This window comes from uncultured Psychrobacter sp., from assembly GCF_947495825.1.
GTDB lineage: Bacteria > Pseudomonadota > Gammaproteobacteria > Pseudomonadales > Moraxellaceae > Psychrobacter.
Genome location: NZ_CANMAH010000010.1, coordinates 100177 through 114339, shown reverse-complemented (window position 1 = coordinate 114339; position 14163 = coordinate 100177). Strand labels below are relative to the sequence as shown.

Here is a 14163-nt window from a genome sequence, read left to right as displayed (position 1 = left end):
TTACTCTTCTATATGGGGCTCTTCTATAGTGGGTAATGACAGTTGACGTATGCCGTCTACAGTAGGTCGATAAACCTATTTTTACTGTCACTTACCTGCCTACAATATTAGCGCAGTAAGAGGTAATCTCTTAAATTTTTACTTAAATCTTGGCGAATCAATAAACAGTAAGTTATTGTGGATCAGCCGTTGTAGTCTTAAGCAATGTTGCAATGTTGGCCGCTTTAGGCTTCACCAAATATACCTTACGAACATAATGCTCAAAGTCGGCCAATATTGTCTGACCCCAAGCGCTGCCTGTTTTATCTACATGGGTTTCAATCACTTGTTGCAAGTAAATGCGATGCTCTTCGGTTTGCTCGCTCGAGATACGGTTTAAGTCAATCAGCTCATGGTTACAACGATCAAAGAAGTCGCCATCCATATCAAGTACATAAGCAAAACCGCCCGTCATACCTGCACCGAAGTTAAGTCCCGTGCGTCCAAGAACTGTGATAATACCGCCTGTCATATATTCACAGCAATGATCACCTGTGCCTTCAATGACAGCATGAGCGCCAGAGTTACGTACTCCAAAACGCTCGCCTGCTGTCCCTGCTGCATAGAGCTTGCCACCTGTCGCACCGTACAGACAAGTATTACCGATAATAGCAGTCTCTTGGGCGCTAAAGCTTGAGTCTTTTGGCGGATAAATCACAATCTCACCGCCTGCCATGCCTTTGCCGACGTAATCGTTGGCATCACCTTCAAGCTCAATATGCAAGCCGCCTGCATTCCACACACCCAAGCTTTGTCCTGCAGTGCCTGTTAGGTGCAGCTTAATAGGCATGTCACTCATGCCAAGATTGCCCCATACTTGCGCAATCTCACCGGAGATACGCGCGCCAATAGAGCGATCACAATTACCGACATAGTAGCTATAATCACCGCCGCTACCTTTACGGATACTCAGCAGCATATCACTGATCATCTGCTCAGCCAGTAAGCCTTTATCAAACGGCTCATTACGCTCAACCTGGCAGGTTTGCGCTTTACCGCTACTGGCAGGATGGCTAAATAGTAATGGTGTTAAATCTAAGTGACGCTGCTTATCGGTATTGCCCTCTAATACGTCAAGCAGATCTGTACGCCCGACCAACTCTTCCATACTGCGTACGCCAAGAACGGCAAGCCATTCGCGTGTTTCAGTCGCCACAAATTTGAAGAAATTGATAAGCATCTCAGCTTCACCAATAAAGTGCTCGTCACGTAACTTAGCTTTTTGCGTGGCAACGCCTGTCGGACAGTTATTAAGATGACAAATACGCAAGTATTTACAACCAACCGCAATCATCGGTGTGGTACCAAAACCAAAGCTTTCGGCTCCAAGAATAGCGGCTTTTACCACATCAAGGCCCGTTTTGAGACCGCCATCAGTTTGCACGCGCACTTTATCGCGTAGACCATTAACGCGTAGCGACTGATGCGTCTCAGCCAGACCCAGCTCCCACGGCGAGCCTGCATGATGAATAGAGGACAGTGGTGAGGCTGCGGTACCACCGTCATAACCTGAGATGGTAATCAAATCAGCGTAAGCTTTTGCCACGCCCGTCGCGATAGTACCAACGCCTGGACGCGAGACCAATTTGACTGATACCAAGGCATCTGGATTAACTTGTTTTAAATCAAAAATAAGCTGGGCAAGATCTTCAATAGAGTAAATATCGTGATGCGGCGGCGGTGAGATGAGTGTCACCCCAGGCACAGAGTAACGCAGGCGGGCAATCAAGGCATTGACTTTTCCGCCTGGCAGCTGACCACCTTCGCCCGGTTTGGCACCTTGCGCGACTTTGATCTGCATGACTTCTGCTGAGCGCAAGTATGCAGGCGTAACGCCAAAACGCCCAGAAGCCACTTGCTTGATTTTTGAGTTGCGCAGCGTGCCATAACGTACTGGATCTTCACCGCCCTCCCCTGAGTTTGAACGGCCACCGATAGTATTCATCGCCATGGCAATTGATTCATGCGCTTCAGGCGATAGTGCGCCAAGCGACATTCCAGCCGAGTCAAAACGCGTCAAAATCTTTGCAGTATCTTCAACCTCATTAATATCGATGCTGTTATCCGTCTTTAGTTGCAACAAATCACGTAAGGTTGCAACCGGACGACTATTGACCAGGTCAGCATACTGACGATAATTGTCGTAGTCACCAGTACGCACTGCTGTATGTAAGCTGTTGATTACGTCAGGATTAAAGGCGTGGTACTCTTTATTAAAGACGAATTTGAGCAAACCGCCTTGATCAAGTGGCGCACGACGTTTAAAGGCATTGGCCGCTAACTGCGCTTGGTCCGCTGCCAGATCGGCAAAGGTAGCGCCTTTAATGCGACTTTGCACGCCTTTAAAGCATAAGCTCACTACCTCTTCTGAGAGCCCAACGGCTTCAAATAATTGTGCACCGCGATACGAAACGATGGTTGAGATACCCATTTTTGATAGGATTTTAAGTAAGCCTTTATCCAAGCCTTTACGAAAATTTACCCGTGCTTGAATCGGATCGCCAAGCAGCTCACCAGTTGCGACCAAATCATCAATGACGTCATAAGCTAAGTATGGATAAATGCAGGTCGCACCAAAGCCAATTAATACCGCCACTTGATGCGAATCACGTGCCAGACCGGTCTCGACGATTAAGTTGGCATCAGTACGGATACCTTGGGCAATCAGATAATGATGCACCGCACCTGTCACCATGATGGCATTGGCAGGTACCTTGTCGGCGACGATATTTTTATCCGACAACACAATCAATGTATGACCAGCACGGATAGCGCGTGCCACTTCTTCACAAATAGCGTTGATAGCCCCAGACAGCTCTAACGTACGATCATAGTTTAGATCAATACGTGCCATTTTAAACGCTGGATCATCTAAGGTTTCAAGCTGCTGCATTTTGCTGGCTGATAATACTGGCGACGATAAGATAATACGATGCGCGTCTTTTTCTGATGGTGCAAATACGTTGGTTTGAGCACCGAGACAAGTTTGCAGCGACATGACGATTGACTCACGCAAAGGATCAATCGGCGGGTTGGTCACCTGCGCGAACTGCTGACGAAAAAAGTCCCCAACGTGGCGAATTTGCTGCGACAGTACAGCCATTGGCGTATCATCACCCATCGAACCCACAGGCTCCTGACCATTTTCGGCATTGGGACGAATGATTTCAGTACGCTCTTCATTGGTAATGTGATACATCTTTTGCAGTGCTTTTAATGTATCACCGCGACACGCCTGCGCTGCTATCTCTTCTTCTAAGCGCTCATCATCACGAATACGTGTTGCTTCTTCACGCAGCCATTTGCGGTATGGATGCGCTTTTTTGAGTAAAGTGGCAATGGCTTTAGTATCTAAAATTTGACCAGTTAACGTATCAATAACCAGCATCTGACCAGGACCTACGCGACCTTTTGCTAGCACATCTTTGGGATCATAGTCCCAAACACCCACTTCAGAGGCAACCGTGATATAGCCGTTTTTGGTCGTGACCCAGCGTGACGGGCGCAAACCATTACGATCAAGCATACATACCGCGTAGCGTCCGTCTTGGATCACCAGACCCGCTGGCCCATCCCATGCTTCCATATGCTGCGAATAAAACTCATAAAACGCGCGCAAATCCATGTCCATGCTATCGACATTTTGCCAAGCAGGTGGCACAAGTATCGACATGGCATGAAACAGACTCATACCGCCAGACATCAACACCTCAAGCATATTGTCCAAGCTCGATGAGTCTGAGCCTGTGCGATTGACCAATGGCGCTAACTCATTTAAGTCTGGCAATTTTTCTGATTTTAACTTTGGTGTACGTGCCTCTGACCAGTTGCGGTTACCTGTAATGGTATTAAGCTCACCATTGTGAGCCAAATAGCGGAATGGCTGCGCAAGTGGCCAGCGCGGTAAGGTATTGGTTGAAAAACGCTGGTGGAATACCACGATATGGGACGCCAAACGCTCATCTTGTAAGTCCAAAAAGAACGCTGGCAAATCTGATGGCATCACCAACCCTTTATAGATAATCGTCTGAGAGCTCAATGAGCACACATAAAATAGCTCATCGTCCACCAGACGTTGCTCCGCTTTTTTGCGCGCCACAAACAGCTTACGATTAAAGTCATCTGCCGCCAAATCATCAGGCGCATTGACAAACACTTGCTTAAAATCAGGTAAGGTCTCACGGCCAATCTCACCGACGATACTTAAATCAAGTGGCACATTACGCCAGCCAGCAACATCTAAGCCTTGTGCAGTAATCTCTTCAGAAAGTATTTGCTGGCTATGCTGAGCTTTATCATTATCTACATTGACAAAGACCATGCCGACAGCAAAATTGTCACTGAGCACAAGCTGCTGCTCGGTGGCGATCTTTTGAAAGAACTCAGTGGGCGTTGCTAATAGTAGACCGCAACCGTCACCAGTTCTACCATCGGCAGCAACACCGCCGCGATGGGTCATACAACTTAAGCTATGAATAGCGGTCTTGACCAGATCATGGCTGGCTTGACCCTCAATATGAGCTATCAAACCAAAACCACAGTTATCAGAGAAATCATCTGGCGTGGCCAAATGCGTATGGGAGGAAATCATTGACATGGCTAGTCCTTTTGTGTGAACGGGCAGCATATGTATCCAATGCAGAACATAGGCTAAATACCGTAGGCAGAACGGGTTAATGATAAATACTCATATTTCCGGATAAATAAATGATGCGATTAACAATGGGTTTTAGCGCTTTGAAAGTGACAAAATACTCATCACTGTCACATTTATTTAAATACAGGCTATTAAATAGACGGCTGCTAAGCATTAATAGGAGCAAGATAAGAGCGTCGATAAAATGCTAAGCGTTAAAGTATTAGCACGTTGTTCTTTGCTTTGCAGCTATTTATAGCTTTTAGTTATAAGCATCAATATGACACATATATCGATCAACAACTGACTGGTTGAAAGCCTGATGACACGGTTTTCAATTGAGTTTGAATATCAGACACTTTACATTCAAGCGCCTTAACAACCCTAGGAAGGAGGAGGATAAGAGAAGTTGTACTACCATTTTTTATAAACTTAATACAAATGGTCAGCCACTACGCTTGAAGCAACGACATTACCATAACAGCTTGCTACAACGGCATAAAATAGAAGCTAACCAAAATAGATGCTTTACAGTAACTCTACAGAGCGTCACCCATATTCATATTAGTTAATGATTATAGAAAAATCTAGTCTTTTTTATTAATTAATTTAATTATGGTATTAAGAGTCATTTCAAACTTTTAGTATTGAAGCACATAACCAGTCATATTAAAAAACTTATAAATTACTGCTGAGTTATTTTTTATCCGCTATACATTTTTGCTATCTTAAAATGAATTATATCCATTATTGGTCTATTATTGATAATTAATATCTAAAACGCAGCGACTTACCAAGCCGACCAATAAATCGTTTATCAAATCGCCATAAAAAAGCCTGCAAAACTTGCGTCTTGCAGACATATCGAATGGTGATAAAAGCACCATGGATCATCTTATAAAGTGCTAGTCAGTTTTCTCTTCTATCAGCTCTTTAATACTATCATTGTTGTTTTTAGCGGCTCCCGCGTTGTTATTCTTAGCTGGTTCAACATTAGGGCTTTTAACGGTTTCGTTATTGACGCTCTTATTACCAGATCCTGAACTGGTATTGTTTTTCTCACTGCTATTTGCCGCACTTGGTGGTTTTGGCGTAGGAACCACTGGTAAGCTTTTGGTTTCTGATTCAGGGTTACGTGTATCGTCTTCGTTTTTAGGAGCAGGTGTTGAATTACCCCCCCCACCTTCGGTAATCACGGTACGCTCTTCGTTAACTGCCAAAGTTGCAGAAGTATCCTCTGATTGACGAATACTTTCAGCCGTACTGTTATTGGTCGCCTGACTCCCAGCTCCGTTGCTGCCTGAGTTTTCATCCGTCTCTCTAACCGGTACTTCACGTTCAGTTGGCTGCAACCTAACAGATCTTGAACGTCTCGTGCTCAGATCTTTAATAGGTCCAGGACGCTCATAATTATCGACGATACCGACATAGCGGCTGATTTCTTCTGGCAAGACACGTACATCAGCTGGCAAACCAAAATCAACCAACTTAGCCGCTCCTACTGCTTCTTGCGGACTACTCATCAGTCCATAAATCAACATATAGCGCAGTTGATTGTTGTCATCGCGGTAACGAAAGTACGAGAACTTTTTACGATCATCACGACCTTCTAGATAACTGGTAACAACTTCGTTTTCTGCCACATTCATGACTTGTACGGTCCATTTGCCTTTATTAGCTAACAAATACCGCTTGTCTTTAAACTCATCGGGATAGTTGCGCAAATCACGAATGGTATCTTCAAAGTTAATCGGTTGTACGTCGTTGTCAAGCTCATGCAACGCTTCAACAGATAAGGGTTGTTTGAGCTCAGTGCTGAGTGTTTCTTGCGCGGCTATGGGCGCGTTTTCAATTTTGGCACCGATCGCAGGAGTTTGACTGAACATCCAAAGCAGTGCTGTCAAGACCCCTAAAAGCAAAGTCATCATCAGCCATATCAAAGCCTGCCTGCGATATGACGTGTTTTTTGGACGAGTCTTTGAGCTCGATGAGACCATGGGTGTTTCCTTGGAAAAATAGGATAAAGCATGTTGATAAAACTATATTGACTCAGATACTTAACAACTTACGCTATAGTGATAAGTGTAGTCTACGACAAGACATCGTTAAGTAGCTGCGTATCAAAATCATCTGTTAACACAGCTTGTCCTATTGATTTTAACAAAATTAGACGAATTTGTCCGCCTTTCACCTTTTTGTCATGGCCCATAAGCTCTAAAGCAGTATCAACATTGATAGGTGGAGGGGCAATTGGTAAGTTAGCAAGCATCAATACGCGCTTGATCCGCGCCACATCAGCTTCACTTAGCCAGCCCATCATTTGTGATAGTTGAGCCGCTTGTACCATGCCCGCAGCAACCGCCTCACCATGGAGCCAACTACCGTAACCTTCGTGAGTCTCAATCACATGGCCAAAAGTATGCCCAAAATTGAGCAACGCTCGCATACCAGCCTCTCTTTCATCTTGCGCTACTACGGCCGCTTTGTACTCACAACAGCGCTTTACAGCCGCTCCAAGTACTGCCAGATCCAGCTTCATCATGGCGGGTAGATTTACCTCAAGCCATTCTAAAAACTCGATATCCATAATTAACGCATATTTGATGACTTCAGCGAGCCCTGCCGATAGCTCTCGCGCAGGCAAAGTTTTGAGAGTACTCATATCAGCCAGCACCATTTGTGGCTGCCAAAAAGCCCCAATCATGTTTTTACCTTGCGCATGATTGATACCAGTTTTGCCGCCAACGCTTGAGTCTACTTGCGACAATAAGGTGGTCGGGATTTGAATAAAATCCACGCCGCGCATAAAACTTGCCGCTGCAAACCCAGTCATATCACCGATGACGCCGCCCCCAAGAGCAACTAAGGTTACATCACGATTAAAATGCTGAGCCATCAAGACATCATAAATTTGATTGATACTATCTTGGTTTTTATACTGCTCACCATCAGGAAGTATGCAAACTGCGACGGTAAACGATACCGCTAACTGTTCTTGTAACTGCTGCAAATATAAAGGCGCAACGGTATCATTAGTCACAATCAATACTTGCTGACCACTAATATAAGGCGCAATGCTTGTGGCTATATCGCACTGCTCGGTAATAGCTATCGGATAATCATGGCTTTGAGTATGAACTATCAATTCTGCGTTAAATAGTGGCGCTGCCATAAAAGTTCCTGTATTTAATATGTCCATTTTCAGCTCATTACCAGATGGTATAAAGCACTCCTAACCTATAGGCGGCTTTGCCAATGAAGCCGTCTATACTTTGGTCTCTGCTTGGCTGCCAGCTGTTACCTACTCTTTTGGTGTTGTTGACTCTAAATCTGTACTTACAGACACCAAAAAAGCCTTCAGTTGCTGTAACAACTGATTGACCATATGACGGGGATAAGTATGACCAGTAGGCAATACAATATGTGCCACTTGTCGATATAATGGATCGCGAATGCTATATAAATCTTGTAGTATTTTTCTGGGGTTGGGTTGTTGTAATAATGGACGCGACTTATCTTTAGCAGTGCGTGCCATTTGTACATCTACAGGCGCATTTAGATAAACCACAATGCCGCGCTGATGCAAAAACTTTCGATTGTCAGCGCCCATGACCGCACCGCCACCTGTTGCAAGAACGATATGCTGACGCTGAGTCAACTCATCGATCGCTCGTGTCTCACGCGTCCGAAATCCTACTTCGCCTTCTTTGGCAAATATCCAAGCAATATCAGCACCTGTTTGTGACTCGATATACCAGTCACTGTCCACAAACTCTCGTCCTAGCTGCTTAGCTAGCAACCGGCCAATAGTGGTTTTCCCCGCTCCCATCGGCCCAACTAAGAATACCGATGGCAATTCCTCCAACATAGCACTCACTCAGATAAATCAACCATCATACAACGTCATCGTTATTCTGGCTAGTAATGAGCTGGGTTTATTATCAGTAAAATTAGATTTTATTAAATTATAGACCATAAAAAAGCAAGCACTTAGGCTTGCTCTTTATAGCTTATGATTTGTAAACAAAATAACCTTAATCCAAACGGCTAATACCATCATTGATAAGCTTTGGAGTGACAAAAATAAGCAGCTCTTCTTTTGCGTTGCTACGGACGTCTTTACGGAATGCGCGACCAATATAAGGCAAGTCTCCTAAGAATGGAACTTTATCCACGCCATTAGAGACACGGTTTTTAAAGACACCACCAAGTACGACGGTTTGTCCATCTTCTACAATCACATTAGTAGAGATAGAGTCTTCTGCAATAGCAACCTGATTATTGATGATCGTTGGCGTGCCATTAGTAATCATTAACTGTAAGCCAATCTTACCATCAGGCGTAATATTTGGCGTAGCTTCTAAGCTCAGCGCTGCTTCTTTAAAGCTGGTAGATGTTGCCCCACTAGCTGACGCTTCTTGATAAGGGATTTGGGTACCAGATGAAACCTTGGCGGTTTGTTTATCAGCAGTTAAGATTTTAGGAGTAGAAATAACCTCACCGCGGTTATCTGCTTGCAATGCTGATAGCTCTAAATCTAGCATAACATCGGACATAGCCAGTAAGCCAAAAGCAATACTTCCTGCAGGATTTGCCACCCCCAAATCAACGTTTAGATTATCAGGGCGACTGATATCATATGAAGGGTAAGAGACGGTCTGACCATTGACTGTCGTTGTCTCAACATCAAAGTCTTTAAGATCCCATAAAGTTTGGTTGCTACCACCGACCAGTAGGTTACGGTTATTGGCTGCACCATTAGATAAAATCCCCCAACGTACACCAATCTCTTTACTAAAGCTATCAGAGGCGCTAACAATGCGCGCTTCAATCATAACTTGACGTACCGGAATATCAATTTTACTAATAAGTCGGTGAATATTTTCAATACTATCAGCTACATCTTTGACGATTAATGTATTGGTACGTTCATCAATCGTTACCGTACCGCGATTAGACAGCAGACTATTGCTATCTTCTACGCGACTACTGGTTGTGCTACTGTTAGACGGACCGCTTCCTTGAGAGATAAGGTTGAACACATCTTGCGCTTTGGCGTAGCTTAAACGTATATACTCAGTGCGTAACGGTGCATAAGATTCGACAGCTTGTTGAGCTTCAAGCTCTTGTGCCTCTTGCGCTGCCAGTTCAATAGACGGCGCGATTAATATGACATTACCATTCTCACGCTTATCTAAATTTTTACTTTTTAGAATAATATCGAGGGCTTGATCCCAAGGTACGTTGATGAGACGAAGTGTAATACTGCCACTAACTGAGTCACTAGCAACAATATTCATATCAGTAAACTGCGCTAGAATATCTAGTACGCTACGGATTTCTACGTCTTGAAACTCCATAGATAGTGCTTCGCCACTATAGACCTTTTCTTCAAGCGTTGGTTCACGCAATAACTCAGGTTTGCTAATACTGGTATTTAGCTGATTCCCTGATTGATACGCTTGATACTCATAATCACCAGTCATGTTAATCGTAATAACGCCACTTTGCCCTTGGTTTTTGGTATCAACGCTATCTACAAGACCACTATTGATGTTTAAACGACGCAATAAATTCCGAGGTACTGTGCTACCAGTCATACGTACCACCAACTTGTTACCTTGGCGCTGTACATCAACTGGTATGGCTTCATTAGCAAGCACAATACTAACGTTACCACCACCACTACTGCCTGCCTCAAAATTCAATGCACTCAGACCATCATAACTATATTGCTTGCTAACTTGTGATGAAGCCAGCCTCGGGTCTAATAGTGGGTTGACACGAACAACCATAGTATCAGTAGGCGCTTGTACCTTAATGGCGTCTGAGCCGGTAACTACAGGGGTGATTCCAGCACTACTGGTTTCGACAATAGGTGTCACAATCGCTGTCGTGGCAAGCGCATTGTCATCAACCATGGTAGTATTTGGTTTTGTTAAAGCTTGAGAGGCTGTAGCAATAGGTACAGTAGCTATAGTTGGATTATTGGGCACTACACGATTTGGATCAGTAATAGTAAGGAGTAAGTCATTGCCATCAACAGCAGTCGTATAGTCGCCGCTCTGCTTTAATCCCACAATCAAACGTGTGGTACTATCATTGCTCAACGTTGTGACATCATTGACCATACCAATATTGTAATTGCTAAATCTGCTGGCTAGACCATTTTGCACCTGTTCGAAGTCTAAAACTAAGCGACTAGGATCATCAAGCTGATAAGCTGCAGGCAGTACTGGCGCACCGTTGAATCCTAGACGCAGTTGAGTTACCGCAGGTGCCGTCTGTACCACAGAGACGTTGTTGATACGCTCCACTGCATAAGCTGTACTACTAATGGCAATCATACTGATTGCCAACGCAGGTATTGCAAAGGCAGAAGACATACGGTTACTCATCGCCATTACCCTATTATTGCGTACTGTCATTACTTATTCCTCAAAAAATCTGCCAACTTAATTTATAGGTGAGACCAACGACTGAGGTCTTTCAATGAACCCGGCGCGGCTATCTGGCACAATTTCAATCAAATTAATCTGGGTCGGCGTGATTTCAACAATACGACCGTCGTTTAGTCCAAGATAGTCACCTACTTTAACGTTAGCAACCGAACCATCTGGACGTTGGACCAATGCATACTGTTGACCTTCAGGAGATATCAATACACCACGAAAGGTAAGCTGCGCAATGTCGTACTGTTCAAGTGGCTGTTTGATTCGCGTAATATCAGGGCGCACACCATCCGTCGGCATGTTTGGTCCTTGTACATTAATGAGACTTGGTGGCAGGAACGGGCTACGCACTAAGCTTGCACTATATACAAAATCTTCTACTAGCTCTGCTTTTGGTGGTGGCTCGATTGGCTGCGAAGGTGAGTTACGAATCTCACTCATCGCCTGCCCCGCCATTCCGATACGATCAGTACAGCCAGTCATCCATATAGCTGCAATACTTAATGTAAACAGGGCTGGGATTTTTCTAATATCCATACTAGTTGGCCCCCGCAGTATTGTCAGTAGCTGGCGTTGTTACTTCATCTACCACTTCTTTTGAGCGATAAGTTTTGGTTTGTAGCACTAAATTTAGCTCAGGTATGGCCTCTAGTGTCGGCTGCGGATTACTGACTTCAAAATCGTGCATGGTAATAATGCGTGGCAAAGCTGCAAGACCGCTAATAAAGCTACCAAACTGATGGTATTCACCCAAAGCTGCAATGCGAATCGGCTGCTCAATAAAAAACTCGTTTTCTATTTCAGGCTCTACAGAAATATCTTGAAAGCGTATATTGCTACCGACACCCGTCATATTGATACCTTCTACCAGCTCCGACACACGGGTATCTTTGGGTAACTGGTCGAGTAAAGTATTGAATTCAGTTTCCATCTGAATTACTTGAGCTTTGTAAGCTTCTAAATGGCGTGCACGTGACTCTTTTTGACGATAGCTGTCAAGCAATGTTTGTTGCTCACTTTCAGCAGCAGTGATCTCATCGATTTTGCTACTGATAGGCAGCGCCCAAGCTAGGGCTGCAATAAAAGCAACGATAAATACCAGTACCGTCACCTTAACGGGTATTGGCCAACTGCCATAGTTTTCTGTATCTAAAGACTCAAAGCTACGACGAAAGTCATTAAAATTAAATTGCTTCTTGCTGCTTACTGCCGTTTTTTTAGTCTTGATTAGTGTTTTTTTACGGATAAGCTTCACAACTCACCTCCAGACTCTGCGCCCTCATCATTGTTGGTGCTTTCTGACTGAACTTGCGTTGTAACAACAAACTGCACATAGCTGTCTTCGGGGTATATAGGACGAGGTCTCTCACCAGAGTTGTCAGTTTCGTTTAATGCAATCGCTGGCTGATAGGCAGTAATATTTTGCTGAATATTGCGTACAGCAGAGTTATCCATCCACTCACTGCCATCTAGATTACGAATCAAGCTTGATACCACATTTGGATTGTCTGCCAGTCCCGTTAAAGTAAGAAGCTCCCCTTCGCGTTTTAAGTTATTTAAGTACAGAGCAGAAGGTATGGCCTTGGCGATATCATCCCATAAACGAACTGGTACTGGACGTCGCCCTTGTAAGTCTTGAATCACTTGCATACGTGAAATAATATCTTCTCGGCGCTGCTCCAAGCTGTCGATTTCGGTTAATACCGTATCCAAACGTGCATTCTCTTGTTCTATAAGAGTATTGGCATCACGTTGTTCTTCAAGCTCGTTATTAAAATAACTCCAAGCTGCAAATGCAGACAGTAATGCTAGCAAAGTCACTGCGACTACTAAGGTAATAAACTCTTTGTTACTACGTTCGCGTTCTTCTTGCCGCCATGGCAATAGATTGATACGAGCCATTAGTCAAAGCTCCTTAACGCAAGGCCACAGGCAGCTAGCAAGCTTGGGGCATCAGCCTCTAATTGCTCATTGTCTATATAGGGATCTATGGTCATATTGATAAAAGGATTGGCAACAGTCACTGGCACATCAAGCTTTTGCTGTACCATGCTCCATAAACCTGGAATAGAGCTGCTACCGCCTGCAAGTACTACATGATCAATACTATTGTATTGGCTAGAAGAAAAATAAAACTGTAAAGAGCGTGTGATTTGCTGGATAGTACTTTCTATAAAAGGCGTCAGAATTTCTGAATAATAATCATCAGGTAGAGCACGCTCACGTTTGTTAACTGTGGCTTCTTCAAACGACAAACCGTAGCGATCTTGAATGGCTTCTGTTAATTGTGACCCGCCAAACAATTGCTCACGGCTATAGACAAACTCACCATTTTTTGCGATGTATAAGGTAGTCTGATTATGTCCGATATCGACCAATGCGACCAATTCTGGCATATTGGGTAAGTTATCTGCCATCAATCCAAACGCCCGCTCTATCGCGTGCGACTCAATATCCATAATATTGGTTTTTAGACCGCCGAAGGTTAGCGCATCAACACGTTGATCAACGTTTTCTGATCGCGACGCAGCAAGTAGAACTTGTACCAAGTTGTCGTCAACCAATGAAGGACCTAGTACTTCAAAGTCTAGATTGACTTCTTCTAGTGGGTAAGGAATATATTGATCAGCGTCCAAACGTATTTGAGCTTCACGTTCGATATCGCTCAGCCCCCTATCCATATCAATAATCTTGGTAATAACTGCCGAGCCTGTAACAGCGGTAGCCCCACTGCTACCTGTTATCTGACAACGTTTTACCAAGCGAGCAATAGCATCACCAACCGCCTCAGTATCTACAATAAGCTTATCAACGACTGTGCCGGGTAACAGCCCCTCAATTCCATATGACTTAAGGTGAAATATTCCTTGCTGACGCCGTATATCAACTAGCTTTACGGAGGTGGCACAGATATCTATTCCGACTAAATGTCGTTTTTTAGAAGTAAGTAGCCTCACAGACGCTTTACCTTATATATAGTTACGTTCTGATAGTTATCAGTAATAATTTACTACAATACTTTACTTAACAGACATA

At 44.1% G+C, this 14163-nt stretch carries 9 protein-coding genes; all 9 read right to left on the bottom strand.

Annotated features, from left to right (window positions below):
• Nucleotides 1-172: 172 nt before the first annotated feature.
• Nucleotides 173-4636, bottom strand: a complete 4464-nt coding sequence (gltB, locus tag Q0895_RS11260; protein WP_299188949.1) for a glutamate synthase large subunit — start codon at nucleotides 4634-4636, stop codon at nucleotides 173-175.
• Between the two features lie 944 nt (nucleotides 4637-5580).
• A complete protein-coding gene (locus Q0895_RS11255) occupies nucleotides 5581-6672 on the bottom strand; it encodes a hypothetical protein (RefSeq protein ID WP_299188948.1) in 1092 nt (363 codons plus the stop codon).
• A gap of 92 nt (nucleotides 6673-6764) precedes the next feature.
• Nucleotides 6765-7847: a 3-dehydroquinate synthase gene (aroB, locus tag Q0895_RS11250; protein WP_299189023.1), complete on the bottom strand. Its 1083-nt coding sequence runs from the start codon at nucleotides 7845-7847 to the stop codon at nucleotides 6765-6767.
• A gap of 129 nt (nucleotides 7848-7976) precedes the next feature.
• The gene (gene aroK / locus Q0895_RS11245; protein ID WP_299189020.1) at nucleotides 7977-8543 is read right to left on the bottom strand and encodes a shikimate kinase AroK; all 567 of its coding nucleotides are present in this window, start codon (nucleotides 8541-8543) and stop codon (nucleotides 7977-7979) included.
• Between the two features lie 166 nt (nucleotides 8544-8709).
• A complete protein-coding gene (gene pilQ / locus Q0895_RS11240) occupies nucleotides 8710-11103 on the bottom strand; it encodes a type IV pilus secretin PilQ (protein ID WP_299188947.1) in 2394 nt (797 codons plus the stop codon).
• Nucleotides 11104-11130: 27 nt separating this feature from the next.
• Nucleotides 11131-11664 carry a pilus assembly protein PilP gene (locus Q0895_RS11235; protein WP_299188946.1) on the bottom strand — a complete coding sequence of 178 codons (534 nt, stop codon included), beginning with the start codon at nucleotides 11662-11664 and terminating at the stop codon, nucleotides 11131-11133.
• A gap of 1 nt (nucleotide 11665) precedes the next feature.
• Nucleotides 11666-12382, bottom strand: coding sequence for a type 4a pilus biogenesis protein PilO (pilO, locus tag Q0895_RS11230; protein WP_299188945.1), 717 nt, complete (start codon nucleotides 12380-12382; stop codon nucleotides 11666-11668).
• Nucleotides 12379-13029, bottom strand: coding sequence for a PilN domain-containing protein (locus tag Q0895_RS11225; RefSeq protein ID WP_299188944.1), 651 nt, complete (start codon nucleotides 13027-13029; stop codon nucleotides 12379-12381). Before Q0895_RS11225 ends, pilO begins: the two co-directional genes overlap by 4 nt.
• Complete coding sequence (locus Q0895_RS11220) at nucleotides 13029-14084, bottom strand: pilus assembly protein PilM (RefSeq protein WP_299188941.1); 1056 nt, start codon at nucleotides 14082-14084, stop codon at nucleotides 13029-13031. Before Q0895_RS11220 ends, Q0895_RS11225 begins: the two co-directional genes overlap by 1 nt.
• Nucleotides 14085-14163 lie beyond the last annotated feature (79 nt).